The sequence below is a fragment of the Myxococcus sp. AM011 genome, from assembly GCF_013372595.1.
Taxonomy (GTDB): Bacteria; Myxococcota; Myxococcia; order Myxococcales; family Myxococcaceae; genus Myxococcus; species Myxococcus eversor.
This window is the reverse complement of record NZ_JABXEM010000128.1, coordinates 1-25,083: the sequence shown is the minus strand read 5'-3', so window position 1 is coordinate 25,083 and position 25,083 is coordinate 1. Positions and strand designations below refer to the sequence as shown.

Below are 25,083 nucleotides of genomic sequence, written 5' to 3'. Positions count from 1 at the left end.
CCGCGACTCGACGAACGCCATGAAGAACGCATCCACGATGAACGCGTCTCTGCATCACGCCCGGCTCCTCGTCGTGCTGCATGCCGTCGGCCTCCCATTCGTGAGTCGGGCGCAGGACGTGCCCGCCCCGCCGAGTCCCAGCTCCGCGCCACTCGCTGGAGAAGTATCGGTCGAAGGCGCGGCACCCACGCCCGCGACGCTGGTCGGGCGCATCGAGCGCATCGACATCCAGGGCAACACCCGCACACAGGAGTCCGTCATCCTCCGGGCCATGCGCATGGCTCCGGGGGATGTGCTCACCACCGGGGACGCCGACGAGCTGAAGCGCAGGCTCCTCAACCTCCAGCTCTTCAAGAGCGTGGAGGTGCTGACACGTCCCGAGGGCCAAGGCGTCGGACTCCAAGTCACCGTGGAGGAGCGCTGGACGCTGCTGCCCATCCCCGTCTTCTCCTCGGGCAAGGGACAGTGGCAGGCGGGTGTCTTCGCCGTCGAGAGCAACCTGTTCGGGCTGCGCAAGACGCTGGTGGGCGGAGGCATGTGGGGCAACCGGGGAGGCACCCTGTTCTCCATGTACCGGGACCCGAGCATCGGAGGCAGCCAGTGGACGAGCCTCCTCTCGTTCCAGTTCTCCAAGACGGACCGGGAGCGCCACGTCCGGGACGTCATCATGGACACGTACACGGACCGGCGCTTCGACATCGCGGGGACGCTCGGCTACCAGGTGACTCCCGAGCTGAATGTCGGCGCGGGCTGGTTCTCCCTCATCAACAAGCCATTGGCCTTGCCGGAGGGCCCCGAGACGCCCCAGCGCGGAGAGGTGCACGGGGTGAGCGTCTCGGCCGAGTACCTGGGCCAGGACTTCCACTTCTATTTCAACGAGGGACTGGTGGCCCGGGCGCTCTACCGCGAGGGCCTGGGCGTCATGGGCTCCTCTCGCGAGCTGCGTCAGGTGTCGCTCTTCGCGAGCTACACGCTGCCTGTCTTTGGAAACCATGCGCTGACGTTGACGGCCCAGCACGGGCAGACACGAGGAGATGCGTTCCTGGATGCGCAGCTCCTGGGAGGCCGCACGGGGAGCCGGGGCTTCGCCGCCGGGACACTGTGGGCGGAGATGGCGAGCTCCGCGACGCTGGAGTACCAGGTGCCGCTCTGGAGCCCCAGCATGCTGACCCTCACCGCGCATGCCTTCGTGGATGTGGGCCGGGTGGAGTGGCGCAACTCGCTGCTCAAGTACGTCTCTCCCGGCGTGGGCGTCCGCACCTATGTCCGGGAGGTGGCGATTCCGGCCGTCGGCGTCGAGCTGGCCCGGGACCCGCTGTCGGGAGACCTGGTGACCTCGGTGGCGGTGGGCTTCGGTTTCTAACGGCCTTCGGAGCGCGTGCTCACATGATGACCGTCGTTTCGATGATTCCCAGGCAGCGCGCCGCCATTCTCACGGCGGCGCGCGAGGCCTTTTCCCGGAGGGGCTTCACACAGACCTCCATGCAAGACATTGCTCGAAGCGCGAGCCTGTCACCGGGGATGCTCCACTCCTATTTCAAGACCAAGAAGGACCTGTTCCACGCGGTGGTGGACCAGGTCTGGACGGTGGCCCTCTCCGAACTCGAGGCCGCGGTCTGGGACGCGCGGACTCCCGAGGTGCGGTTGCAGACGTTCATCGAAATCCGCCAGGGGATGGTGGAGCGGATGGTCCGGGAGCTGCGCATCACAACCGCGGCGCTTCGCGACATCCTTCCCCTCGTCGAGCCGTGCCTCGCCGGCCCCCGGGCTCGCGAGCTCGCGCTGCTGGAGGCCATCTTCGAGGAAGGCAGGGTCCGGAGAGCCTTCACCGTCTCCAACCCCCGGGCCACCGCACGTGCACTCGCGGCGGGACTGCATCAAATCGAGTGCACCATGGTGCGCTTCTGCCTGATGCCAGGACCGCGCGCCTCCCACCTTGAGTGAGCCCTCACCCGCCGCAAGCGACGCGGTGGACGAGCCCGTACACGCCGTAGCGCACCATGTACGGCAGCGCGTACTCCGGGAAGGCCGCCGCCGCGCGCTTCTCCAGCTCCGCGTGGTGCGGCGCCGCCGCGTCACCGCACAGCTCCGCCTTGCGCCCGCCCAGCTCCGCCGCGTACGTCGTCACCACCGTCACCATTCCATCCAGGTAGCGCTGCTGCGCGGCAATCGCCTCCGCCACCGGCGCTGACGTCCCCCGGCCTCCATACACCGTGGCGCGCGGCCACGCGGACAGCTCCTCCAGCGCCGCCTTCCACGCCTCGACGTCCGGCACCACCTTGCCGTCACGCACCCCGCCCTCCAGCCACGCATGCGCGCCGTGGTGCACCAGGTCTCCGACGATGAGCGCCTCGCGCCCCGGCACGTACGCCACCGTCTGCGTCACCGTGACTCCCGCGTGCTTCAGCTCCGTCAGCTCCACCTTCGCGCCCCCCTCCAGCGGCAGCGAGTACGTCCCCCGGAACGTGACGTCCACCGAGGCCTGTGCCGGATAGGTCTCCTCGGTGAAGGCCTTCGCGATGTTCACCCAGAAGTACTTCTTGTACGCGTGCACGGCGGGAATCGCCGCGGCGGTGGCCTCGCTCGCCACCACCTTCGCGCCCACGCGCTGGAACACCGCCGCGCCGTTGAACTTGTCCGGGTTCGGATGCGTGAGGACCACGTAGCGGATGGGGTGGTCCGTCCGCGAGCGGATGTGCTCCAGCACCCGATTCGCCTCCGCCTCGGTGAACTGCGCGTCGAACACCACCACCTCCGCGCCCGTGTCGTAGAAGAACGAGTGCGTGTCGAACCCGTTCGCGTCACTCGTGTAGTGCTGGACCTCCGAGTCACCCAGGTTCACCTTGGTCCCCGCGCACCCCAGCAGACACAGCGCGCCCAGCATCAACACCTTCGCGTTCATCGTGAAGCCCATGGTCGTCGTCCTCGTGTGAGAAGGCCGGAACCTCCACACGAGGCCCCAGCGAGCGAGGCGAAAGATGCTCGCGTCCCATCTGGCGCGCTTGCGCGCATCGGCCATCGATTTGCTTGAATCCGCCAACCGTCCCGGCACGCGGGCCACGAGGAGCGGCACGCCCGCATCGCCGAGTGCACTGTCGTGACGGATTCCGTTCGCGCCGCGCTGCTCACCACGTGACGTGGCTCCCCACCTCGGGGGCCAGGCTTCGCGCTTCCACTCGTGGGAAGCACGCGGGTTCCTCACGCCCCTCGCGTCACCCTGTCATGTCCGTGACGGGGCCCATTCCAGCCTCCGCGCGGCTGGCACCTGACTTGCCTTTGAGCCACCGGCGCTCAAGGGACGTCCGCCCAAGGACGTCGGAGGCGGAGCAGACATGTGCGGGCACGGACGAGGTCGATGGTGGCTGGGATTGCTGGGCGCGCTCTTGCTCGCCGGCTGCAAGGAGAGCGCGGAGACACAGGCTCCTCCCATCGAGGACCAGGAGGAGCTCCCCGATTCGGGCCCACCGCCCATCGAGGAGGAGGACGCCGGAGTCCCCGATGCGGGTGAGCCTCCCGACGCGGGCCTCCCCGAGGACGCGGGCACACCGGATGCCGGTCCAGCCAGCGGCCCTCCCCTTCCTCCGGATGCGAGCGGATGGCGCTTCCTCGGCTCCGCGCAGGGCGGACCGCGCGAGGTGCTCGGCGTCACGCAGGACGAGGGCGGCAACATCTGGGTCGCGGGCGGCGAGGACGGCCTCTGTCTGCTGCGCCCCGGCGCCAACACCTTTCAGTGCTTCACCATGGCGGACGGCCTGCATCCCTGGGCCGCGTGGAAGGGCAAGGACCCGCTGCCGGAGAACCGCTACCTCAAGGTGACCGCGGTGACGGGCGGCCCTCCCGGCACCGTCTTCGTCGGCTACCAGGGTCGCCCCCACTGCGAGAACGAGTTCTACAAGCCCCCCGGCCAGCCCGAGGACCCCGCCATCTACAAGAGCGGCGACGCGGACCGCGTGGAGCTGAAGGTCGATGGCACCCTGGCCGTCGTCCACTATGACATCCACTCGCCCGCGCACTCGGTGCCCGGCTACGGCCACCGCGAGAAGCTCTGCACGGTGAACCGCATCGTCTGGGACAAGGCCACCCAGGGCCTGTGGTTCGCCGCCAACCACGGCCTCGCGTGGGGCGAGGCGAACTACCCGGGCGGAGAGGCCTGCGCCAACGCCGAGGTCCGCGCCGTCAACACGTGGGCCTATGTGACTCACGACTCCCAGGGCAACGAGGTGGACCGCGAGCTGCGCCAGCGCTGCAAGTTCGGCGTCATGGAGCACGTCCACCCCGCAATCCAGATGCACGGCACGGACGAAACGGACGAGGACAGCCGGCTCGCCGGAGACGTGTGGGGCGTGGCGGTGCGTCCGGACGGCGACGTGTGGATGGGCACCGCCATCCGCAGCTCGCGCTTCCGCATCATGACCAACGCCGTGGGCCACGCGGGCACCGGCGCACCCTGGAACTTCGAGGCCGCGCGCAAGCAGTCCGAGGACAAGAAGAACGCCGCCAACCGCATCGACATCTGGCCCGACGCCGTGGCCGAGCCCATTCCTCCCACGTCCGCGCAGCGCAAGGACGACCTGGTGAGCGATGTCGCCCTGATGCCGGACGGCACCGTCTGGGTGTCCAGCTTCGCCTGGGGCCTGGCCAAGCTGAACGACACGGGGCAGGTGGTGGACCATGAGCTGACGGGAGAGGCGGAGCGCTTCGTGTCCTCGCTGGAGCGGGACTCGCGCGACGGCAGCCTGTGGATTGGCCACCGCTGGGGTCGGGGCCTGATGCGCCTTCACACCGAGGGCACCTTCGTCACCCACAACAAAGCGCTGGGCGGATTGGCCAGCCAGCCCATCTGGGACATCCAGGTGGTGGGCACGGGCGACTCGCGCGTGGTGCTGGTGGCCTTCTCGGCCACACGTGATGGCGCCAACACCATCACCCGTCCGGGCGCCATCGGCATCTACACCGGCCGTTGACGTGGAGTAGGGTCCTCCCAACGCCGTCAATCTTTGGGAGGACTCACCCCATGCCGAAGGCGAAGTACGTCCTGGCCCTGGACCAGGGCACCACTGGCACCCACGTCTCCATCCTCGACTCGAAGCTCAAGGTGGTGGGTCGCTCCTACAAGGAGTTCACCCAGCACTTCCCCAAGCCATCCTGGGTGGAGCATGACTTGGATGAAATCTGGGCCACCAGCGAGTGGTGCATCGGCCGCGCGCTGAAGCACGCGGGGCTGGTGGGCCGGGACATCTCCGCGGTGGGCATCACCAACCAGCGCGAGACGACGGGCCTGTGGGCTCGCGACACCGGCAAGCCCCTGCACCGCGCCATCGTCTGGCAGGACCGGCGCACCTCGGAGATGTGTCGCCACCTCAAGGAGCGCGGCGTGGAGCCGCGCGTGCGCGAGACGACGGGCCTCGTCGTCGACCCGTACTTCTCCGGCACCAAGCTCACCTGGCTCTTCGAGCACCTCAAGGGCGCTCGCGCGAAGGCGGAGCGAGGCGACGTGTGCTTCGGCACCATCGACACGTGGCTCGTCTACAAGCTCACCGGCGGCACCACCCACGTCACCGACGTGTCCAATGCCAGCCGCACCATGCTGATGGACCTGAAGACCTTGCAGTGGAGCGACGAGATGCGCGCGCTCCTGAAGGTCCCCGCCGCGTGCCTGCCCCAGATTCGCGGCTCGGCGGAGGTCTACGGCACCACGCGCGGCATGCGCAGCCTGCCAGACGGCATCCCCGTGGCGGGCATGGCGGGGGACCAGCAGGCCGCCCTCTTCGGTCAGGCGTGCTTCGAGCCCGGCGAGTCCAAGTGCACCTACGGCACCGGCGCGTTCCTGTTGATGAACACCGGCACGGAGCCGGTGCGCTCGTCGGCGGGCCTGCTCACCACCGTGGCGTGGCGCCTGAGCGGCACCGGCTCCACCACGTACGCGCTGGAGGGCAGCAGCTTCATCGCGGGCGCCGCGGTGCAGTGGATGCGAGACGGCCTCAAGGTCATCAAGCGCGCGCCGGATATCGAGGCGCTCGCCGCCAGCGTGAAGGACTCCGGCGACGTCGTCTTCGTCCCCGCGCTCGCCGGCCTGGGCGCGCCGCACTGGCGCCCCGAGGCGCGCGGCCTGTTCGCCGGCATGGACCGCTCCACCACGGTGGCCCACATGGCGCGCGCGGTGCTGGAGGGCATCGCCCTGCAGATTCATGACCTGGCGGAGGCCATGCGCCGCGACAGCGGCCGGAACATCCCCGTCTTCAAGGCGGACGGCGGCGCGGCGGCCAACAACCTGCTCATGCAGTACCAGGCCGACCTGCTCGGCGTGCCGGTGGTGCGCCCGAAGAATCTGGAGACCACCAGCCTGGGCGCGGCGTTCCTCGGCGGCCTGGGCGCGGGCGTCTGGGACAGTCCGGAGGCCATCCGCCGGGCGTGGAAGGCGGACAAGGTCTTCAAGCCGAAGATGAAGGCCGACCTGCGCGAGCGCCACCTGGCCAAGTGGAAGCGCGCGGTGGAGCGCGCATGAGCCGGGCGGCGCGCACACCTCGGCTTCTCGCCGCGGTGCTCGCCCTGGTCCTCGGGGTGGGCTGCCCCGCCCCCATCCCGGAGGAGTGCCTCATGGGCGGCGGAAGCAGCGTGGAGCCGCCCTCCCTCCTCGTGCCGGTGAACCAACCGGCGAGCCTGCTCATCCCCGCCAGCGCGAACTCGGCCTGCGGCGACATGGGCGCCGAGCGACCCGAATCCGTCACCGTCGAGGCCCAGGACCCGTACAACCTGCCCGTGCCCGCCACCGTCGAGCTGGGCCCGACCTCCTGGACGGCCACCGTCCACTTCACCCCGACGATGCCGGGCCGCTACCACCTCATCGTCGCCTTCTCGCCCGTGGGCAGCCTGCGCCAGTTCGACGTGTTCGTGGCGGAGGACGGTCGCCAGCGCTCCACCGTGACGCGGATGACCAACAAGCCCGATTGCCCGTTCCTGGCGCGCACGCACGGCGGCACCTGGGTCTGCGGTGGCCGGGCCTGGCGGGAGTCGAGCGAGCCGGAACAGTCGATTGGCCAGGGCCGCAACCCCGCGACGGCGGTGGCCGGTGACGTGGTGTGGTCGATGTTCGAAGGTCAGGTGCGCCGCTACGTCGACCCGGGCACGGGTCCCCTCGTCCTCACCGGCACCGCGCCCTTCCCGCCGAGCACGACGACCGACAACACCCCGCACGCCCGGCTGGCCACGGAGGACGAGTACGTGGTGCTGGATGCCACCACCGTGTACCGCTACACCTTCAGCGAGGGCGTGGGCGTGCTCCCCGTCCCGACGTCCCAGTGGGCCGAGCAGCCCGGGATGACCTTCGGCGCGGACAGCGCGCAGGTGCTGGCGCTGCGCGCGGGTGCGACGCTCTGGCTGGTGAGCCGCGTACAGGAGCGGGTGACCTTCGTCCCGCGCACGTGGGCCTGTCCCTTCCAGCTCGGCCCCCTGGACACCTATGTGCCCGTGACGGGCCAGCCCTGCACGTCGCTCGAAGGCGAACCCCAGGGCTTTGGCGACGGCGTGCTGTGGACGCGGGGGACACTCACGTCCACGCAAGGGTTCAGCAACATCCTGCACCGCTACACGGTGACCGCCGAGCACGGTCCACGGGAAGAAGGCGTCCTCTCCCTGGATTCGAGCCTCTCCTTCCACCAACCGGAGCTGCGCTACGGCCCCACCCTGCCCGTCCTCACTCCCGTCTCGAGCACGGGCCCCCGCGCCACCCCGCGCTGGGACTCGGAGCGTGGTGAGGTGTTGCTCGTGTTGGTACCTGGCGGCGGCGCGAACACCACCGTTACGCGCATCTCGGACCATTTCACCTGGACGGTGAATCACGACGTGATTCCCGAGCTGCGCATCTACCCCTGGACGTCCACTCCCTGACGCCACCCACGGATGGCTTCCCTCGGGCGCGGGAGCGGATATGAAGGAGGTCATCATGGCCCATGACCGCACCCTGCTCGCTCCCGAGGCGCTCCAGTCCTTCCTCACCCAGCATCCCGACTGGAAGCACGAAGGCGGGATGATTCGCCGCACCTACGAGGCGCCCTCCTTCCTGGAGGGCATCGCCTTCGTGGAGAAGGTGGCCCAGGCGGCGGAGAAGGCGGACCACCACCCGGACATCGACATCCGCTGGCGCAAGGTGACGCTGGCGCTCGTCACGCATGACGCCGGGGGCCTCACCTTCCGCGACACCGCCCTGGCGGCGGACTCGGACAGGCTCTTCGCCGAGGTGGTGCGGGAGCAGTGAGTCCCTTCGCGGTGAGTGCCTCCAACAACGTGATGGACTCCAGGATGGGCGGCTCGACGCGGTGGAACGGATGGCTTCGCGCGCTCGGTGCGTGCGGGGTGCTGGGCCTTTCGCCCGCGGCCTGGGCGCAGGACGAGCAGCCCACCGAGCCACGTCCGGAGCGGCTGTACTTCAACCCCGGCGCGCTCCTGGGCTCCGCTCGCGTGGTGGCGCTGGGCGGCGCCTACGTGGGCATCGCCGAGGGCGCTGCGGGGTTTCCCAGCAACCTGGCGGCGCTGGCCCACCGGGGCGCGGCGCTGGAGAAGGACTGGGATTTGGGCGTCACCCTGTCCTGGTTGGATTTGCCCTTCACCAGCTCCCGCGGGCGCGACGTGGACAACGACGGGCGCCCGGACGAGTCGCAGGACCGGCGCCAGCTGCTGGGCGGCCTGCTGCTCCAGTACAAGCGCTTCGGCATCGGCTTCGCGCTGCGCAACAGCGCCGTCACCTACTGCGCGACGGAAGCCTGCGCGGGGGATAGCGAGCGCATCCGCGTGTCGATGACGCAGTCGGTGCTGGCCGGAGCGGTGTCTTTCGGACAGGACGACTTCATCCTCGCGCTGGGCATCTACGCGGCGCAGGCGTCCTTCCGGCTGTCGTCGGGCGGGACGGAGCTGCGCTACGGCGACACGGGCGTGGCGGTGGACATGTTGTACCGCCCGCATGGGCGCCCCTGGCGGCTGGGCGTGACGGTGCGGCCGGAAGTCGTGGCGGACTGGAGGCGCGAGGAGGGCCAGGCGCCGGTGCTGGCGGACCGGACGCTGTTCGGCGCGGTGGTGTCTCCGGCGGTGCTCTCCGTGGGCGCGAGCTGGCGACTGGGCGAGGGCGCGGAGCGCTACAACCGCCTGTCTCCCGCCGCCCGGCGTCAGCTCATCGTCGAAGGGGACGCGCTGCCGGTTCCGGACGAGGAGCCTCGGGATGCGCCGGCAGGACGGTGGCTCATCAGCGCGCAGGTGGACCTGTTGTCCGGCGTGGACAACGCGGTGCCGCTGCGCACCTTCGCGTCCACGGCCGGAGAGGAGCGCGTGGGCGCCGGCTCCGAGTTCGCCCCCCGGTTGGGCGTGGAGCACGACACGGTGCAGGGGATGATTCGGCTGCGGGCGGGCGTGTACGCGGAGCCCTCGCCCTTCGACGGCCGGCCGCCGCGCCCCCACCTCACCGGTGGCTTCGAGGTCTTCATCCTGCGCTACTGGGAGGACTGGTCCATCAGCGCCTCCTTCGACCTGGCGAGCCGCTACACCAACGTCGGCCTGTCCGTGGGCTTCTGGCGCTGAAGGGCGCGCGCGCGGCCCGACGTGGGAAGCGCGACGCCCTCACCGCGAACTTCCGGTGCTCATTCGAGGCACGCGCGCGCCTCGCGAATGAGTCCCCGCACGGCTCGAAGCGGGCGGGCGGGCAGACGTCGCACACGGTATTGCTGGCACCTACCAGCATGGAGAACCTCGGAAGGCTGAGGAGGCTTCATGCATCAGGGGCGGCGGTGGTTCCGGACTGTCGCAATCGCGACAGCGCTGGGCTGGGCGGGGCTGGTGACGGGCTGTGATGACGCGGAGGCCGAGACGCCTTCCGATTGTCCGAACTCTTCGAGGAGGGACTGTCCCGAACAGGAGACACCTTCGGAGGGAGACGACGCGGGGACGCCACCTCCCGAGGAGACTCCGGATGCGGGCGGTCCGCCGCCAGTAGAGCCACCACCGCCTCCTCCTCCGGCGACACCCGGGAGCACGCTGTGGCTGGCGCGCGAGGGCACCGCCCAGGACGACCTGGCGCTCGGCGCATCGATGGATGCGAATGGGGACCTCCTCACCGCGGCGCTCTACGAATTGGATGACCTGCAGGAGCGTCAACCCACGGACAACACGGTGCGGCTGACGCTCGCGCGGCGCGCCTCGACGGGTGAGGTGCGTTGGACGCGGAGCTACCCCGTGCGCGTGGCGGAGCTGCCCGCGTCGATGCGCGCGGACGTGAATGCGCGCGTCGCCCCGGCGCCCGAGGGGGGCCTCTTCGTGGCGGTGGATGCCCGGGGGCTGGTGGACTTCGAGCCGCAGCAGTTGGGTGACGGCGCCTTCCTCGTCCGGTTGGACCCGGCGGGCAAAGTCCTCTGGTCGGCCACGGTTCCGGGGGGAGACACCACCGTGGCGGACCTGGTGCTGGATGGCCAGGGGCGGCCGATGGTGGCGTTCAACACCTCGGGCGCCACGGACTTCGGCGGCGGCGTGGTGGGCTCCGGCGCGGTGGTGGTGACGTACTCGCTGGACGGCAAGCCCGAGCGCGCGCTGTCCATCGGCCGGGCGGAAGGTTCGGACTCGCGGGTGCTGGTGACCACCCTGGCGCGCGGCGCGAGTGACAGGCTCGTGGTGGGCGGGCGCTACGTGGGCACGGCCCGGTTCGGCACGCAGAGCACGGAGTCCTCAAAGGATGGAAGCCCGTTCGTCGCCGTGTACGAGGCGACCGGTACCCTGGTGTGGGCGAGGCCGCTCGCCCAGGCCCGTGGCACCGTGAGTGACGTGGGAGTGGATGGCCAGGGCACGGTGGTGGCGCTGGGTTCCTTCCTGGGCACGGTGTCGTGGGGTGCATCGAAGCTGCAGGGGCACGTGTACCGGGCAAGCCCGTTCCTGGTGTCGGCGGATGCCTCGGGCAAGGAGCGCTGGAGCCGCAACCTGGGCGATGGCCTCCTGGCGGGAGCGCTGGGCGTGGAGCCCTCGGGCGGGCTCGTCGTCGCCGGGTTCACCTACTCGCTCATCGTGGATGGCGCGTCGGGGCCGGACGGGCTCGGCTCGGCGCAGCCCGTGGCGCTGCGCTACGGCGCGGATGGCACGTCGCTCGGGTTGAGGCTGTATCTGTCGGACCCGCCCCGGCCTCGAGGCGAGCTGTATGGCGTGGAGGACATCCGCTTCGTGGAGGTGCTCCCGGACGGCGATGCCCTGCTCTTCGGTCACTCCGACCGGGAGTCGGACTTCGGCACCGGCCGCAGGGCGCCCGCACGCAGTGATTTGTTCCTGCTGCGCATGAAGCGCTGAGCACGCGGCGGGGACCCTGTCCTTGGAGGGGGTCCCCGCTTGCTTGCGCTCGGGTGATTAGCGGCGCGTCGTGCGGCGGGTGGTGGTCTTCCGGGCTCCCTTGCGCGCGACGCCACGGGTGGCGGTCTTCTTCCGGGCCGGGCTCTTGCGAGCGGTGCGACCGGCGGCGGCCGTCCTGCGCGTGGTGGCCTTGCGAGCACCCTTGCGCGTGCCCCGGACCGCGGTCTTCCGCTTGGCCGTCTTGCGCGTCGTCGACTTGCGAGCGGCGGTCTTGCCCCGCTTCGCGGAGGCACGGCGCGAGGTGGTCTTCTTCGCACGGGCACCGGTGCGGCCAGCGGCCTTCTTCGTCACGCGGCGACGACGCGTGGACGACTTGCGCGTCGAGGACGACGAGTCAGAGGTCGCACCCAGGTCCGTGGGCGCCGTGGCATCGGTGATTTGCGAATTGACGGTCTCGTGAGTCATTCCAACTCCTCCAGTGAGGGCAACTTCATGGATTACGACCCACAGCGTACGCCGATGAGCACGCGATGAGAGCCATCCCCTCGCGAAGATGAACGACAGCGGACGAATGGCGCGTCAGCCTTCGCGCATCACGGTGCGCGCGTCAGCTCGCGTTCGTGCTGATCCACCTTCGCGAGCGACGCCGTCAGCCCGTGCTCCGTCGCCACCGCGCGCGCCTGTCGCAGCCGCTCCTCGACTCGGGCCCGCTCGCCGCGCAGGGCGTGGGCCCGCGCCGAATCCAGCAGCAGATCCACCGTCGAGAGCCAGTCCTCGTGGGACTCCGCGTTGGAGAGGGACTGCTCCAGGAAGGGGAGCGCGGAGGTGGCGTCCTCGCGGCGCAGATGGATGCGGCCGAGGGCGGCCCGAGCCTCGCGCTCGCCCGACGGGTCCTTCAGCTCCAGGGCCAGCGCCAGCGCCTTGCGCGCGGGCTCCAGCGCCAAGGTGCCCTTGGGCTCCAGCCGGGAGCGGACCAGGGCCACCGTGACGAGCGCGAACATCTGGCCCGTTCGAAAGCCCACCTGCTCCCGCAGGCGCAGCGACTCCTCGAACTGTTCCAGGGTCAGGTGCAGCTCCCCCCGGTCCTCCGCGAGCCCCGCGAGGTGCCGCAGGCCGTAGGACTGCATCAGCGCGTCTCCCGACGACCGGGCCAGGGCCAGGGAGTGCTCGAAGCTCGCCTTCGCGCCCGCGAAGTCATCCTGGAACTGTTGGGTGAGGCCCAGGTGGAAGAGCGCCTCGGTGTGCCCGCGCGTGTCCCCGGAGGACTCGGCCAGGGCGCGGGCCTGCTCGAAGAGGGAGACGATGGGCGCCCACTCGCCCTTCCCCGACAGGAGCTTGTCGAAGTAGTGGAACATGCCCTCGGCATCCAGCGCGGCCACCCTCGCGCGAGCGTCCCCCGAGTCCTCCGCGAGCCGACGTGCTCGACGCAGCAGGTCGAGGACGGCGCCCGCGTCCATTCCGGGCTCATGGCGGAGCTGGCGGGAGAGGACACGTCCCAGCTCGACCTGGAGGCGGGCCTCTCCGCCCGGGTCCTTCAGGAGTCGGGCCCGCTCACTGGCGAACCGGCCCAGGGCCGCGGCCTCATTGAAGCGACTCTCCAAATCGTAGGCCTGGATGACGGTGACGGCCGCCTCGGTGAACCGGCGCCCCTCCTCCGAGGTGACAGCGTCTCCATGTCCACGCGCCGACTTCCCGGCCGCGCACGCCGTGACGAGCACAGCCAATCCCACACACACGACAGACCTCATGACGTCCTCCATGGGGAGGCGAGGTGCCTCCCTGGTGGACGGAAGGCTAGGGACGGCGCGGTCCAGTGGGGCCCGGATGGGATGAGACGCGGAATCGGGGGACGAGCCGAGGCCGGGCGAGGACGAACCCCTCGCGGAGGCAGGCGGGTGCGTCTAGCCTCCCGAGCCACCATGACGCCCGAGGAGAAGCAGAGACTCATCGAGCGCGCTCGCGCCATCCTCCTGGAGCAGGTGCCCCACTGGGAGCCGGCGACTCGCGTGCAGGGCAAGCCACTCAGTGGTTACGAGCAGCTCGCGTCTGCGGTCAGGGGTGCCCTCGCGGGAGACCCGGGCGTGATTCCCACCCTGCATCGCGTTCTCGACGAGCCGTTCTTCGCGACGACGAACTCCCTGAATGAGAACGCGCTGGCCTCCTTGAGCCTCGCCCTGCTCGGAGACCATGCGTCCATCCCGAGGATTCGCGCGGCGCCCGGCATCAACCTGAACCGCCAGGCGAAGCCCCTCGCGCTCGCGATTCTCGACGCCCCGAAGGAACCATCCTCGTCTCCGTGAGGAGTCGGACCGACGCGCTCAGCCCTTCTCAGCCCGAGTCGAGAAGAGCCAATACCCGGCGACAGTGAAGAGGAGGAAGTACCCGCTGGCCATCCAATGGATGTCGACGAGGGGCGCGGCGACCTTGCTGCTGTTCCCGGCCCGCAGGTAGTCGATCATCGTGTAGGCGTAGGGAATCAGGAAGTTCCACCGCCAGGACAGCGCGGCCAGCGTCCCGACCCAGAGCAGGAACCCGAAGCCAATCGGCGCGAGGAAGTTCCGGGAGCGCAAGCTGATGAGGTACTGCAGCGCCACGATGGGCAGGCAGTCCACGAAGAACAGCAGGTTCTCCCCGAGGAACCGCGTGAAGGGAATCGGGCCCTTCGGATAGGGGACGCCCGACACGAGCAGGGGCGGGATGACGCCCGACAGGTAGATGCCGACGTTGAACAGCAGGAAGAACTGCACGAGCGTCAGCAGGATGATGGCGAGCTTGGAGAAGTAGATGGTCGCCAGGCTCAGCGGCAACACGTGGACCAGCTTCCAGGCGTTGTTCTTGTACTCAATCTGGGTCATCAGCGTGGTCGCCAGGATTCCTCCCATCGGCAGGAAGAAGATGGCCGCTGACTCCCACGAGTTCTTCCAGAGCAGGGCCCAGAAGCCGTCCGTGGCGTAGAGAGCCGGCAGCGTTTCACGGTGAAGCAGCCGGACCACGATGATGACCGCCGGCGTGAAGAACGCCCCCAGCAGCACCATCCAGGAGGCGAAGCTCTTGCGCTGCTTGAGCCACTCACTCTGGAGACTGTGAACAAAGGCCAGGCTCACGCGACACCTTCAATCAGCTCCATGAAGATGGACTCCAGGTCGTTCCGCGCCACATGGAGTTCGTAGACATCCAGGCCGCTGCTCACGAGGCACCGGTTCACCGTGGCGACCTCTTCGTCCGTGGACCCAGGCAGGACGAGCTGGCCCTCCTCGGCGCGGACAGAGAGGCCTTGCTCCGTGAGGAGCCGCAGGGCCTTGCCGTCATCACGGGTGCGCACAGTGACGGCGAGCGCACGGTGCCGCCGCTGCTTCAGCTCGCTCATGGTGCCCTGGAACCGCATCGTTCCCCGGCTGATGATTCCGACATCGGTCACCAGTCGCTCAATCTCCGGGAGGAGGTGGCTCGAAATCACAATCGTGATGCCGTGCTCCCGGTTCAGCCGCTTGAGCAGCTCGCGCATCTCGATGATGCCGTTCGGGTCCAACCCGTTGGTCGGTTCATCCAGGATGAGCAACTCAGGACTGTGCAAGAGCGCGATGGCGATGCTCAGTCGCTGCTTCATTCCCAACGAGAACTGGCGGGTGGTCTTCCCTCTCGTGTCGGCCAGGTCCACGAGCGTGAGGACCTCCTGGATGCGTGCCCGGGGACATTGATGCACGCGCTGCAACAGCTCCAGGTTTTCGACGGCCGTGAGGTGGTCGTAGAGCGAGGGGCTCTCGATGAGCGCGCCGACCTTGCGAAGAATCTCGATGCGATGTTCGTCGAAGCTTCGTCCGAAGACGTGGATGGAACCGTGTTGCTTGCGCAACAGGCCCAGCATCAACCGCAGCGTCGTCGTCTTCCCCGCGCCATTCGGGCCCAGGAACCCATAGATGCTTCCGCGAGGCACCTGGAGGTCGATGCCTCCCAGAACGGTGTCCCCTCCGTAGCGATGGACCAGCCCGCCCACTTCGATGGAGTGCATGGAGCCTGTCCTCAGGCTGGAGAAATTTAACTCTTAATTAAATTAGTGGCCGTTTTATTTAAGTCAAGCTTAAATTCCCCACCTGCCATGACCTCGAAAACGATGACGGCGCGAATCCGGACCCGCAGCGCGCGACTGCGCCGAGTGATGACGCTGCTGGTGGCGCTGTTGTCGGTATTGCTGGTGCTGGAGCGGTTCTCCGCCGTCACGCTCGCGCTCTACCGGGGCGGTGGCGCGGAAGCAGCGCGTCGGCTGGCCTTTCAGGGCGTGGCGGCGATTCCCGAGGTCTTCTACCTGCTGGCGCTGTGGTGGATTCGCCAGGCGTTGGCGGCGTTCGCGCGCGGGGAGTTCTACACGCCCACGCTCACGCGGGCCTTGAGTCGCGTCGGTGTCATGCTGGCCACGGGTGCATTGCTTGGCGTGTTCATCGTCCCGAGCTTGATGCGCCTCATCGGCTTCGAGCCGGGCTATGTCATCGCGTATGACGTGGGTGGACTCGTGCTGGGGGCGGTCGGTCTCGCGCTGACGCTCCTCGCCAACGTGCTGACGCATGCCTTCGCTCTGCAGAGCGAGCTTGAAGAGATTTTCTGATGCCGATTCGAATCACGCTGGATGAGGTGCTCGCCAGGAAGGGACTGAAGGCGAAGCAGCTCGCCGAGCAGATCGGCGTGAGCCAGACGCACCTGTCCCTGTTCCGCTCGGGCAAGGTCAAGGGCGTCCGGTTCTCGACCCTGTCCAAGCTGTGCATGGCGCTCGAATGCGCTCCGGGCGACCTCATCCAGTACGACCCGGACCCTGAAGATTTGGTGGCCGTCGACGAGGAGTGAGCAGGGGCACCCGTCACAACGGATGGCCGAGCACCTGCTCCAGTCGGGCCCGGTAGGTGCGGCTCAACGTCAGCTCCTGCCCATCGCGAAGCACCAGCCGGTGGTCCCCCGACAGCGTGGGTGACAGCGAGACGATGCGGTCCACGTTCACGAGCGCCGAGCGGTGCACCCGAGCGAACCGACGCGGCGGCAACCGCGCTTCCAGTTCCGCCATCGTCTCGCGCAGCAGGTGCTCCTCCGCGCCAACATGCAGCGTGACGTAGTTGCCGGCGGACTCCACCCAGTCGAGGTCCTCCACGGGCACCAGCAGCGTCCGGCTCCCGGTCTTCACCACCAGGCGCTCCGCGCTCCCAGGAACTGGGTCCGGACGCAGTTCCTGGAACAAGCGCTGGAGCTGCTGACGCAAGTCGCCCGGAGGCGCGGCCAGCCGCTCACGCACCCGCGTCAACGTGCGACGGAAGCGCTCCACGGTGAAGGGCTTGAGCAGATAGTCCACCGCGGCGGCATCGAAGGCCCGCAGCGCGTGTTGGGGCCACGCCGTCACGAAGACGACGACGGGAAGGGGCACCAGCGACGCCTCGGCCAGCACTCCGAAGCCATCCCGCTCCGGCATCTCCACATCCAGGAAGACCAGCGCGGGCCGCTCCCGAGCCAGCACCTCCAGGGCTTCCTGCCCGTCACCACATTCGGCCACCGGGTGCAGGTCCGGCTCCGAGGCCAGGAGCATGCGCAGGCGCTCGCGGGCCAGCGGCTCGTCATCGACGATGAGCGTGCGCACCGTCATGTCCGCGCGCTCCGATAGGGAATCGAGAGCGAGACGACAAAGCCACTTGGCACCTGGGCCCGCCACATCAACGACTGCTCGGCGCCATGCAACCGCTCCAGGCGCGCACGCGTGGACCCCAGGCCGATGCCCTCGTGCAGCTCCGTGATTCCTGGCGGGGGCCCCACCCCGTCGTCACCCACCTCCAGCGCCAGTCGCTCCCCGTCGCGATGCACGCGAACCCAGACACGGCCCGGTCCCCGACGCGGGGCGATGCCGTGACGAATCGCGTTCTCGACCAGGGGCTGGAGCAGCAGCGGAGGCACCAGGGCATCACGCACCTCCGGCGCCACGTCCACCTCCACCTGGAGCCGGTCCGAGAAGCGGGTGCGCTCGATGTCGAGGTAGGGCGACAGCAGCTCCAGCTCCTCGGACAGAGGCACTTCGTGGCGGCCGTCCCGCTCCAGGCTCGCGCGCAGCAACTCGCTGAGTTGCCCCACCATGCGGTCCGCCGACTCCACATCCCTGTGCATCAGCGTGGAGATGGCATGCAGCGTGTTGAACAGGAAGTGGGGACGGAGCTGGCTGCGCAAGAGGTGGAGCTGCGCCTGCGCGAGCTGCGCCTCGAGCATCGAAGCCCGCACCGCCTCCTCGCGCATCCTCCGCGAATACCCGAGCGCCGCATCGAGCCCCACCACGGAGAGGTAGACGAGCAAATCGAAGTCCGTCGTCTTCGACAGCATCCACGTGAAGTGCGCCCACGCCGCCGGCCACCCGCCTCCGTTTGGCACCTGGACGAACTGCCTCAGCACCGCGACAAGCCCCAGGTGCAGCACCGCGAAGAACAACCCCGGCGGCACATGGAGCACGAGCTGCACGGGCCAGGGCCTCCCCGTCGCCGCCACCCGGCGCGCCACCGCGAGGATGAACGGCGTGAGCAGCGCCCAGCAGTACCAGACGATGGCGCCCGTCAGCAGGGCCTCGCCAGTGTTGGGGGGCTCGCCTCGCGACGCGCGGTAGACGAAGAGCTGCGCGCCATAGAGGAGCGCGAGCACCGTGTAGCCCGCCAGCACCAGCGCGGCTCCACGCCAGCGGCTCGCAAGCCAGCGCCAGGAGGCAGCGGGCTCGGCGGCGCGAGCGGGGGTGTTCAATGACAAGGGAGGACTCGACGACATGGCGGGCGCGGTGGATTCTAATCCTCCCGCGCCCTCCTTGCGGAGTCCGCCCCGTCAACCCTTGAGGAACGCGGCCAGCTTCTCGTAGGCCACCGCCAACGGAGCGATGGGCGCGCTCTCGTTGGCCTGATGGGCCTGCGCCGTCTCACCGGGCCCGTAGTTGATGGCATCCACGCCCCACTCGCCGAAGCGGGCCACGTCCGTCCACGCCTGCTTGGACGCGGCGGGCAGTCCGGTGATGGCGAGCAGCTTCTGGAACAGCGGGTTGCCGGCGACGACGGGCCCGCTGGGCGACGCGTCCGAGATTTCCACCTCCGCGCGGCCCGCGACCAGCGCGTGCACGTCCGCCTTCGCCTGTTCGATGCTCTTGCCCGGCGCGAAGCGGTAGTTGAGGTTCAGCTCGAACGCCTCGGGGATGACGTTGCGCGCGCGCCCGCCCTTGGCGAGCGTGGCGTTGATGACCTCGTAGAAGCGGAAGCCGTCGACATCCACCTCCACGCGCTGACGGGCCAGCAGCTCCGTGAGGAACGGCCCCGCCTTGTGGATGGCGTTCTCCCCCTGCCACGGCCGCGCCGAGTGCGCGCTGCGCCCGGTGAAGCGCACCGTCACCTGCATGGAGCCGACGCAGCCCACCTGCACCTCGCTGTCCGTGGGCTCCATCGCGATGCCGAACTTCACACCCGCCAGGTCCGGCCGCTTCGCGAAGAGCGGAATCAAGCCGCTCTCCGCATAGGCGCCCTCCTCGCGCTCGTAGAAGAGGAACGCGAGATTCACGGGCAGCGTGTCGCGGCGCAGGTCCTCCGCCAGCGCCATCATCACCGCCAGCCCGCCCTTCATGTCCGAGGCGCCCAGGCCGAAGACGCGCTCCCCCTCGATGCGAGGCTCCCGCCCCACGTCACTGGGGTGCGCGGGCACCGTGTCCAGATGGCCGATGAGCGCCACCGTGGGACGAGGGTCGTCCAGGCGACCGAGCAGCAACGTGTGCCCTACCCGGAAGACCTCCCCCGCGGGGAAGTGCTGGAGCGCCCAGCGCTCGACGAAGTCCGCGATGGGGCCTTCGTGGGTGATGGGGCTGGAGATGCGGCACAGCTCGAGCGTCGTGCGGGCGAGCCTCATGGCGAGGTCTTGGGAGGACATACGCCGCGTACCATAGCGCCACCTCCCCCCGCCCGGTGGTCTCGCCTTCATGGCGACAACGAACGGGGTCGGCAAGCAGGCAGAACGAGGGGGTTCGAAACCATCGATTTGTGGAAAACCCATGACATGGGGCCCCGCCCGTGCTCCAGGGGACGGGCGGTGCGCGACGAGTCCCCCGGGATTGCGGGTGACAGTGCGAAGGGGTTCCCTGACACTCGCGCCGCTTTCCACCTCCGAGGCTGAAATGTCGGCGAAGTCGAACAGTGACGCGACCCAGGCTTTGCTCTCGCTCTGCGAAGCCAAGGCCCGCTGGAAGAACGAACTGACCGCGGAGGCCGTGAAGAAGGCCGTTGCCGAAGGCGCTGACGTGAAGGCTGGCAATCAGTACGGCATGACGGCCCTGCATCTCGCCGTGCAGGCGCCCTACTCGAAGGGTGACCCGCTCCCCAGCGTCGACGTGGCTCGGGCGCTCATCGACGCGGGCGCGGATGTGAATGCGCGCGACGACCATCAGCAGACGCCGTTGATACATGCCGTCAGCTACGAGCCGGACAAGGCCAGCGAGGACCGGGCGCTGGAGATCATCCGGGTGCTGCGCGCCGCGGGCGGCAAGGTGCCCTCGGAGGTGAAGGACAGGAGCGGCGGCGCGTTCAGACTGTCGACCGAGGCGCTCTACCGGGAGGTCCTGGACGCGGGCGCGGCCGTCAACGCGCGGGACGATTCGGGGCAGACGCCGCTTCACCGCGCGATGGCCGTGGGCAAGCCGGAGCTCGTGACGCTGCTGCTCGAGCGCGGAGCCGACGTGAGTGCCATCGACGGGATGGGACGCACGCCGATGGGCGTGGGGCTGCGCACCAAGGAGGAGGTGTGGGTGGCCCACAACAAGCGCACGCCGGGCTTCGTCGCGGCCATCAGCGCGCTGGAGGCCGCCGGAGGCAAGGCGAGCGTTCCCTTCCAGTACGACAGCACGGACCCGTTCGCGCCCTTCCCCATCGACGAAGCCGCGCTGACGAAGGCCCTGGAGGGCAAGAAGCTCTCCTTCAAGCACGCGGTGAGTTCGGCGCAGGAGCTGGCCACGGGGCTGCATAGCTTCGGTGACCCGAACGACGCGTTGGACAAGCTGGAGGCCGTGAGTGACGTGCTCGAAGTGGAGGAGCGGACGGTCCGGCTGAAGGGCCCGCTGACGCTGAAGCGCGCCTTCTTCCACCACGGCGACCTGGAGGTGGACGGCGACCTGGACATCCAGAAGCCGTTCGCGGTGACAGGGGACGTCATCGTGCACGGCGTGGTGCGCGACTGCGGGAATGACTCGCTCGTGAACATCCTGGGCGACCTGAAGTGCCACGGCCTCTACACCGACGGAGAGTTCAGCGTCGGGGGCGACATCGAGGCGCGGGACGTGGTGCTCGGCTACTACAACGACCACATCCTGAGCGCGGACACCATCCGGGCCAAGGTCGTCATCGAGGATGAACACGCCGTCGATGCCACCGTCGAGGCCGAGCACCACTTCGACATCGACACGTATGCCCAGGGCTACGGCGATGGCGTGGCCGACTCCCTCCGCGCCATCTTCGTCGACCAGGTGTTCGAGGGCGCCAAGGACGTGCCCGAGGAAGAGGAGTCGGACGAGGAGGAGCTGGACGAAGAGGACTCCGATGTGGACGACCTCGACGTGGAGGACTCGGACGACGTCGATTCCGACGACGAAGAAGAAGCGGACGAAGAGGACTCCGACGACGCGTCCGATGATGAAGACGACTCCGACGACGACGCGTCAGACGATGAGGAGTCCGACGACGAGGAGGAGCTGGACGACGAGGACTCCAGCGACGAAGAAGCAACGGACGACGACTCCGATGATGAAGAGGAGTCGGACGACGACGAGGATGAAGAGACGCCGCAGCTCGACAAGGGAGCGCTCTTCGACCGCATCCGCAAGGGGCTGCCTGTCTTCCGCAAGAAGGCGAAGAAGTAGGAGCCCCGCGAAGCAGGCACGGGAACATCCCTCCCGTGCCTGAAGCGGCCCGTCAGAACGTCCGGATGAAGTCGAGCTCCACGCCCGGCTTCTTCGTGCCACCCGCGTCGGAGGAGGTCACCGCCGGGGCCTTCGCCGGAAGCGCCGGGCTGCCCGACGCCTGCCACGCGGACACGTGGCGGAACGAGTTGGCGTCGAAGCCCGCGAGCATCAACACGTTGGGCACCCGCGAGGGCAGCGGCGCGTTCTCGTAGGCCGCCAGGTTCCACAACACCACGTCCACCGGACCCAGCACGTGGTGCCACGCCCGGAGCACGGCCTGGAGCGGAGGCACGCTCGCGTCGAACTCGAGGCCCTTCTTTCGCAGCGACTCCACCAGGGCCGGGTCCGCGCTCTGGACCTCCGGCGGATGGAACTGCATGTCGGAGAAGAAGTAGAGCGTGCGGGGCCTCGGCCGCGAGGGGTTCTTCAGCAGCAGGGCGATGAGGTTCATCACCGAGTTCACCACCTGCGTGCCGCCCCACCCCTGCCCGCCGCGCAGCTTCGTGGCCAGGTCGAACACCCCCTGCCCCGGCGCGCGGTCCTCCACGAAGATGTCATCGGAGAACGTCGCCGCGTACCCCAGCTCGCGCGCCATCACCGCGGCCAGCACCACCGCCACGTCACCTACGTGCGCCGAACTCTTCGCCCCGCCCAGCTTCGCGCCGAACATGGAGCCGGAGATATCCGCGATGCCCAGGCTCTTGCCCTCCGGCAACAAGCCCTCGCACACCTTCTCCAGGATGACCTCGAACACGGGAGCAATCGCCGGCACCGCGTCCGCGTGGAAGCAGTCCTCGCCCTGGGAGTCCTCCCGCGTCTTGCCCTCCTTCGCCGCCCACCACCCCATGTAGACCTGATGCGGCCACAGCCCCGCGAAGCGACGCTTGCGCGCCTCCGCCAGCAGCACGTCCACCGGAATGCCCGCCAGGTACATCGCGCGCAGGTAGCCCTTGAAGGCCAGGTCCGGCAGCAGCCCCGGCACGTCCAGCACGCGGCGCCACGTCTCCTGCGTCGACCCCAGGAACGACAGCGCCTGCTCCGTGGAGAGCCGCCCCTTCACGAAGTGCTCCACGCTCGTCTCGCCGCCGAAGAACGCGCGGCGCGCCTCCAACAGCTCCAGCCCCTCCGCCAGGGCCGAGCGCTCGCGCGTGGGCGCGTGCAGGTAGCGGTAGAGCTTCAGCGTGCGCTCGTCCAGGTGCGCCTTCGCCACGCCCATCGCATCCACCAGCCGCAGGCTCGCGCGCTGGCCGTTCTTCCGGCGCCGCGTGAGCGGGAACTGCCGCCCCGCGTACTTGAGCACCTGGTACAGGTCCATGCCCGCCAGCGCCCGCGCCATGCCCTTGCGCGCCGCCTCGGGCACCTCGCCCAGCCCCAGGTTGTCGAAGTGCGTGAGGAACACCGCCACGTCATCCGCGCGGTGTCGCAGACAGCGGAACGTGTACTCCTCCGTGAAGGGCCCGTCCGGGTCCGCCGCCGCGAGGATGGCCGGCGCGACACTCCCCTGGATGCGATTGCCCTTCCCCTTCACCGGGTCGCGCATGTACGCGGCGAACTTCCAGCCGAAGCCCCGCTCGTGACGCTCCGCCCCGAGCAGCGCCGTCGCGTAGCTCCGAATCTCCTCCACCTGGGTCCGGTAGAAGCTGTCCTCGAACAGCGCCGAACCCTGGGTGAAGGTCAGGTGCGTCAGCGGGTCCGTCTGGGACAGGTCGAAGGCCGCGGCGCCCTCGTGTGTCAGCGCTCCCACCACCTCACGCAGCACCTGAGGCATGTCCCCTCCCGACCTGAAAAGAAAAGTCGGCGCCCCGTCCCTGAAGGCAAGCCATCAGGGACTCATGGACGAAGTAGGGGCGCCAGATGTCTGGGAGGCTATGACAACTCACCCGGGCGTGGCGAGTTCTTCCTCGAACTCCGTCGCGCCCTCCAGCAGCGTCGCGCACAGACACGCGGGGCCCCGCAGCGCGCTGAAGCCGTGGGCACTGCCCTCCGTCTTCTCCAGCTCCTCGCCCGGCCACACCTCGTGCCCGCCGTCCTCGCGCAGCCCGCCCTCCAGCACCAGGTTCAGCTCGCGGCCATGGTGCGTGTGCCTGGGGTAATACACGCCCGGGTTCAGCCGCAGCACCGCGGCCATCATCCCCTCGCGCCCCGGGCCCGACTCCACCGGCAGCAGCTCCGAGCCCTCCACCGGCCCCGGCATCCACTGCGACGCGTCCGAGAGCGACTCCAGCAGCGCCAGCGCCCGCTCCCTCGACACGTCGTAGAACGCGGCCACCCGGTCCGCGAAGCGCTCCAGGCGACGCGGCCCCTCCATGCGCTCCATCAACCCCCGCAGCACGGCGGCGGGCGGCTCGACGGGCGGCACCGCCATCGACAGGCCCTCGCGAGCCATGGACAGGCGGTCGGCCTCGACCCGGCAACGCGAGCACGTGGACAGATGACGCTCCGCGGCCTCCCAGGCAGGGGAGTCCAGCGTACCCAGGGCCCACTCGGCCAGGATGTCGTCGAGGTGCTCCATCGTCACATTCCGTCCCGTCACACTCCCTCTACGGAAGTATCAGCCGCTCCGGATTTCTGGCGCTCAGACTGGCACGGCGAAGTCGCGCAGGGCCGAGTTGAGGCTCGTCTTCTTGTCCGTGGACTGTGTCCGCTGGCCGATGATGAGCGCGCAGGGGACCATGAACCTGCCCGCCGGGAACTGCTTCTCCCGCATCCCCGGAATCACCACGCTGCGCGCGGGGACGCGGCCCTTGTAGACGCGCTCCTCGGGGCCGGTGACGTCGATGATTTGCGTGGACGCGGTGAGCACCACGTTGGCGCCCAGCACCGCCTCCTCCTCCACCACCACGCCCTCCACGACGATGCAGCGGCTGCCCAGGAAGGCCCGGTCCTCGATGATGACGGGCGACGCGGTGGGCGGCTCCAGCACGCCCCCCAGCCCCACGCCCCCGGACAGATGCACGTCGCTGCCCACCTGCGCGCAGCTGCCCACCGTGGCCCACGTATCCACCATGGTGCCCGAGCCCACGCGCGCGCCGATGTTGACGTAGCCGGGCATCACCACCGCGCCCCGCTCCACGAAGGCGCCGTAGCGCACCGTGCCCGGCGGCACCACGCGCACGCCCGCCTGGGCCAGGCCCTTCTTCAGCGGGACCTTGTCGTGGAACTCGAAGGGCCCCACCTCCATCACCTGCATCTCCGACACGGCGAAGAACAGGAGGATGGCCTCCTTCACCCAGGCGTGGACCTTCCAGCCCTCCGGGCCCTTCTCCGCCACGCGCAGCTCGCCCGAGTCCAGCCGCGCCACCGTCTCGCGCACGGCGGACACGAAGTCCGGGTCCTTCAGCTTCGTCCGGTCCGCGAACGCGGCGGAGACCTTCTGGGCAAGCTCGTCAATGGGCGACATGGCGCCTCCTTGAATCACAATTTGGAGCGCCGCGCCGCACCCAACCGCAAGCCCGAGGCCAGGCCCGGCGTGCTCAGGTCGACGCCGCGCTCGGATCCACCAGGGGCAGCGTCTGGGTGGTGATTTCCCCGTGCAGCGAGGGGGACGCCACCTCCACGGGCGCCGTCCCCTCCAGCTCCACCGTGCCCGGCGTCACGTGTCGCACCCGGGAGAGCGGCACCTGTCCCCACTTCTGGCTGAACGGCCAGCGCCGCACATAGATGTGCGTGCCGCTCAGCAGGGCCACGTACCCCAGCAACGCGCCCCCCTCGTCGCGCACGCGCATGCCTCGAATGATGGAGCGCCGCTCATAGGGCGACGCCGTGTCGGGCCAGGCCATCCGTCCACCTCCTCCCTCCAACCTGCGCCTTCCCCCACCTACCTGGGAGCACCCCTCGCC

General features: G+C 69.2%; 24 protein-coding genes. 12 read left to right on the top strand and 12 right to left on the bottom strand.

All coding sequences use genetic code 11. The features are described 5' to 3' along the window. The first annotated feature begins 19 nt into the window (after positions 1-19). Complete coding sequence (locus tag HUW62_RS25385) at positions 20-1,363, top strand: POTRA domain-containing protein (protein ID WP_255203632.1); 1,344 nt, start codon at positions 20-22, stop codon at positions 1,361-1,363. Between the two features lie 23 nt (positions 1,364-1,386). Continuing rightward, on the top strand, positions 1,387-1,944 hold the full coding sequence (locus HUW62_RS25380; RefSeq protein WP_176435859.1) for a TetR/AcrR family transcriptional regulator: 558 nt from the start codon (positions 1,387-1,389) through the stop codon (positions 1,942-1,944). A gap of 4 nt (positions 1,945-1,948) precedes the next feature. On the opposite strand, the gene HUW62_RS25375 is transcribed toward HUW62_RS25380, so the two are convergent. Next, positions 1,949-2,914, bottom strand: a complete 966-nt coding sequence (locus HUW62_RS25375; protein ID WP_163864176.1) for an MBL fold metallo-hydrolase — start codon at positions 2,912-2,914, stop codon at positions 1,949-1,951. A gap of 418 nt (positions 2,915-3,332) precedes the next feature. Between HUW62_RS25375 and HUW62_RS25370 the strand changes: the two genes are divergently transcribed. The 6 genes from HUW62_RS25370 (at position 3,333) to HUW62_RS25345 (ending at position 11,313) form a co-directional block, all read left to right on the top strand. Beyond that, positions 3,333-4,964, top strand: coding sequence for a hypothetical protein (locus HUW62_RS25370; RefSeq protein WP_176435858.1), 1,632 nt, complete (start codon positions 3,333-3,335; stop codon positions 4,962-4,964). Positions 4,965-5,014: 50 nt separating this feature from the next. Further along, entirely contained in the window at positions 5,015-6,505 is a 1,491-nt protein-coding gene (glpK, locus tag HUW62_RS25365) for a glycerol kinase GlpK (RefSeq protein ID WP_163864178.1), read from the top strand. Beyond that, positions 6,502-7,887 carry a hypothetical protein gene (locus tag HUW62_RS25360; protein ID WP_176435857.1) on the top strand — a complete coding sequence of 462 codons (1,386 nt, stop codon included), beginning with the start codon at positions 6,502-6,504 and terminating at the stop codon, positions 7,885-7,887. Before glpK ends, HUW62_RS25360 begins: the two co-directional genes overlap by 4 nt. 55 nt (positions 7,888-7,942) lie before the next feature. Then, positions 7,943-8,254, top strand: a complete 312-nt coding sequence (locus HUW62_RS25355; RefSeq protein WP_163864366.1) for a 4a-hydroxytetrahydrobiopterin dehydratase — start codon at positions 7,943-7,945, stop codon at positions 8,252-8,254. Between the two features lie 44 nt (positions 8,255-8,298). Further along, a complete protein-coding gene (locus HUW62_RS25350) occupies positions 8,299-9,567 on the top strand; it encodes a hypothetical protein (protein WP_176435864.1) in 1,269 nt (422 codons plus the stop codon). A 189-nt stretch (positions 9,568-9,756) separates the two neighbouring features. Then, the gene (locus HUW62_RS25345; RefSeq protein ID WP_176435856.1) at positions 9,757-11,313 is read left to right on the top strand and encodes a hypothetical protein; all 1,557 of its coding nucleotides are present in this window, start codon (positions 9,757-9,759) and stop codon (positions 11,311-11,313) included. 57 nt (positions 11,314-11,370) lie between these two features. Here HUW62_RS25345 and HUW62_RS25340 read toward each other — a convergent pair whose 3' ends face one another. Both HUW62_RS25340 and HUW62_RS25335 read right to left on the bottom strand, forming a co-directional pair. Further along, positions 11,371-11,778 carry a cell envelope biogenesis protein TolA gene (locus tag HUW62_RS25340; RefSeq protein ID WP_176435855.1) on the bottom strand — a complete coding sequence of 136 codons (408 nt, stop codon included), beginning with the start codon at positions 11,776-11,778 and terminating at the stop codon, positions 11,371-11,373. Between the two features lie 128 nt (positions 11,779-11,906). Further along, positions 11,907-13,061, bottom strand: coding sequence for a lipopolysaccharide assembly protein LapB (locus tag HUW62_RS25335; protein WP_176435854.1), 1,155 nt, complete (start codon positions 13,059-13,061; stop codon positions 11,907-11,909). 171 nt (positions 13,062-13,232) lie between these two features. Here HUW62_RS25335 and HUW62_RS25330 point away from each other — a divergent pair, with 171 nt between their 5' ends. After that, positions 13,233-13,613 carry a hypothetical protein gene (locus tag HUW62_RS25330; protein WP_163864183.1) on the top strand — a complete coding sequence of 127 codons (381 nt, stop codon included), beginning with the start codon at positions 13,233-13,235 and terminating at the stop codon, positions 13,611-13,613. Positions 13,614-13,631: 18 nt separating this feature from the next. On the opposite strand, the gene HUW62_RS25325 is transcribed toward HUW62_RS25330, so the two are convergent. Together HUW62_RS25325 and HUW62_RS25320 are read right to left on the bottom strand one after the other, a co-directional pair. Beyond that, a complete protein-coding gene (locus HUW62_RS25325; protein ID WP_176435853.1) occupies positions 13,632-14,417 on the bottom strand; it encodes an ABC transporter permease in 786 nt (261 codons plus the stop codon). Continuing rightward, a complete protein-coding gene (locus HUW62_RS25320; RefSeq protein ID WP_176435852.1) occupies positions 14,414-15,322 on the bottom strand; it encodes an ABC transporter ATP-binding protein in 909 nt (302 codons plus the stop codon). Before HUW62_RS25320 ends, HUW62_RS25325 begins: the two co-directional genes overlap by 4 nt. 87 nt (positions 15,323-15,409) lie before the next feature. Between HUW62_RS25320 and HUW62_RS25315 the strand changes: the two genes are divergently transcribed. Together HUW62_RS25315 and HUW62_RS25310 are read left to right on the top strand one after the other, a co-directional pair. Beyond that, positions 15,410-15,913: a DUF2975 domain-containing protein gene (locus HUW62_RS25315; RefSeq protein ID WP_163864186.1), complete on the top strand. Its 504-nt coding sequence runs from the start codon at positions 15,410-15,412 to the stop codon at positions 15,911-15,913. Further along, positions 15,913-16,149: a helix-turn-helix transcriptional regulator gene (locus HUW62_RS25310; RefSeq protein ID WP_163864187.1), complete on the top strand. Its 237-nt coding sequence runs from the start codon at positions 15,913-15,915 to the stop codon at positions 16,147-16,149. The genes HUW62_RS25315 and HUW62_RS25310 overlap by 1 nt, the downstream gene beginning before the upstream one ends. A gap of 13 nt (positions 16,150-16,162) precedes the next feature. Here the strand turns inward: HUW62_RS25310 and HUW62_RS25305 are convergent, their stop codons facing one another. The 3 genes from HUW62_RS25305 to dapE form a co-directional block, all read right to left on the bottom strand. Then, on the bottom strand, positions 16,163-16,933 hold the full coding sequence (locus tag HUW62_RS25305) for a LytTR family DNA-binding domain-containing protein (RefSeq protein ID WP_176435851.1): 771 nt from the start codon (positions 16,931-16,933) through the stop codon (positions 16,163-16,165). Next, positions 16,930-18,069: a sensor histidine kinase gene (locus tag HUW62_RS25300; protein WP_176435850.1), complete on the bottom strand. Its 1,140-nt coding sequence runs from the start codon at positions 18,067-18,069 to the stop codon at positions 16,930-16,932. Before HUW62_RS25300 ends, HUW62_RS25305 begins: the two co-directional genes overlap by 4 nt. A 72-nt stretch (positions 18,070-18,141) precedes the next feature. After that, the gene (dapE, locus tag HUW62_RS25295) at positions 18,142-19,224 is read right to left on the bottom strand and encodes a succinyl-diaminopimelate desuccinylase (protein ID WP_163864190.1); all 1,083 of its coding nucleotides are present in this window, start codon (positions 19,222-19,224) and stop codon (positions 18,142-18,144) included. Positions 19,225-19,468: 244 nt separating this feature from the next. Here dapE and HUW62_RS25290 point away from each other — a divergent pair, with 244 nt between their 5' ends. Then, positions 19,469-21,202, top strand: a complete 1,734-nt coding sequence (locus HUW62_RS25290) for an ankyrin repeat domain-containing protein (RefSeq protein WP_176435849.1) — start codon at positions 19,469-19,471, stop codon at positions 21,200-21,202. Between the two features lie 52 nt (positions 21,203-21,254). Here HUW62_RS25290 and HUW62_RS25285 read toward each other — a convergent pair whose 3' ends face one another. From HUW62_RS25285 to HUW62_RS25270, 4 genes are all read right to left on the bottom strand, one after another. Next, positions 21,255-23,012, bottom strand: a complete 1,758-nt coding sequence (locus tag HUW62_RS25285) for a hypothetical protein (protein WP_176435848.1) — start codon at positions 23,010-23,012, stop codon at positions 21,255-21,257. A 108-nt stretch (positions 23,013-23,120) separates the two neighbouring features. After that, positions 23,121-23,777 carry a cupin domain-containing protein gene (locus HUW62_RS25280; protein ID WP_163864193.1) on the bottom strand — a complete coding sequence of 219 codons (657 nt, stop codon included), beginning with the start codon at positions 23,775-23,777 and terminating at the stop codon, positions 23,121-23,123. Between the two features lie 42 nt (positions 23,778-23,819). After that, on the bottom strand, positions 23,820-24,644 hold the full coding sequence (locus HUW62_RS25275) for a 2,3,4,5-tetrahydropyridine-2,6-dicarboxylate N-succinyltransferase (RefSeq protein WP_163864194.1): 825 nt from the start codon (positions 24,642-24,644) through the stop codon (positions 23,820-23,822). 73 nt (positions 24,645-24,717) lie between these two features. Further along, positions 24,718-25,023 (bottom strand): hypothetical protein, encoded by a 306-nt coding sequence (locus HUW62_RS25270; RefSeq protein WP_163864195.1) that lies wholly within the window; start codon positions 25,021-25,023, stop codon positions 24,718-24,720. Positions 25,024-25,083: the final 60 nt, after the last annotated feature.

Coding starts and splice junctions, on each gene's coding strand:
- HUW62_RS25385 (WP_255203632.1), top strand. CDS start 20: ATGAAGAACGCATCCACGATGAACGCGTCTCTGCATCACGCCCGGCTC.
- HUW62_RS25380 (WP_176435859.1), top strand. CDS start 1,387: ATGATGACCGTCGTTTCGATGATTCCCAGGCAGCGCGCCGCCATTCTC.
- HUW62_RS25375 (WP_163864176.1), bottom strand. CDS start 2,914: ATGGGCTTCACGATGAACGCGAAGGTGTTGATGCTGGGCGCGCTGTGT.
- HUW62_RS25370 (WP_176435858.1), top strand. CDS start 3,333: ATGTGCGGGCACGGACGAGGTCGATGGTGGCTGGGATTGCTGGGCGCG.
- glpK (WP_163864178.1), top strand. CDS start 5,015: ATGCCGAAGGCGAAGTACGTCCTGGCCCTGGACCAGGGCACCACTGGC.
- HUW62_RS25360 (WP_176435857.1), top strand. CDS start 6,502: ATGAGCCGGGCGGCGCGCACACCTCGGCTTCTCGCCGCGGTGCTCGCC.
- HUW62_RS25355 (WP_163864366.1), top strand. CDS start 7,943: ATGGCCCATGACCGCACCCTGCTCGCTCCCGAGGCGCTCCAGTCCTTC.
- HUW62_RS25350 (WP_176435864.1), top strand. CDS start 8,299: ATGGGCGGCTCGACGCGGTGGAACGGATGGCTTCGCGCGCTCGGTGCG.
- HUW62_RS25345 (WP_176435856.1), top strand. CDS start 9,757: ATGCATCAGGGGCGGCGGTGGTTCCGGACTGTCGCAATCGCGACAGCG.
- HUW62_RS25340 (WP_176435855.1), bottom strand. CDS start 11,778: ATGACTCACGAGACCGTCAATTCGCAAATCACCGATGCCACGGCGCCC.
- HUW62_RS25335 (WP_176435854.1), bottom strand. CDS start 13,061: ATGAGGTCTGTCGTGTGTGTGGGATTGGCTGTGCTCGTCACGGCGTGC.
- HUW62_RS25330 (WP_163864183.1), top strand. CDS start 13,233: ATGACGCCCGAGGAGAAGCAGAGACTCATCGAGCGCGCTCGCGCCATC.
- HUW62_RS25320 (WP_176435852.1), bottom strand. CDS start 15,322: ATGCACTCCATCGAAGTGGGCGGGCTGGTCCATCGCTACGGAGGGGAC.
- HUW62_RS25315 (WP_163864186.1), top strand. CDS start 15,410: ATGACCTCGAAAACGATGACGGCGCGAATCCGGACCCGCAGCGCGCGA.
- HUW62_RS25310 (WP_163864187.1), top strand. CDS start 15,913: ATGCCGATTCGAATCACGCTGGATGAGGTGCTCGCCAGGAAGGGACTG.
- HUW62_RS25305 (WP_176435851.1), bottom strand. CDS start 16,933: ATGACGGTGCGCACGCTCATCGTCGATGACGAGCCGCTGGCCCGCGAG.
- dapE (WP_163864190.1), bottom strand. CDS start 19,224: ATGTCCTCCCAAGACCTCGCCATGAGGCTCGCCCGCACGACGCTCGAG.
- HUW62_RS25290 (WP_176435849.1), top strand. CDS start 19,469: ATGTCGGCGAAGTCGAACAGTGACGCGACCCAGGCTTTGCTCTCGCTC.
- HUW62_RS25285 (WP_176435848.1), bottom strand. CDS start 23,012: ATGCCTCAGGTGCTGCGTGAGGTGGTGGGAGCGCTGACACACGAGGGC.
- HUW62_RS25275 (WP_163864194.1), bottom strand. CDS start 24,644: ATGTCGCCCATTGACGAGCTTGCCCAGAAGGTCTCCGCCGCGTTCGCG.
- HUW62_RS25270 (WP_163864195.1), bottom strand. CDS start 25,023: ATGGCCTGGCCCGACACGGCGTCGCCCTATGAGCGGCGCTCCATCATT.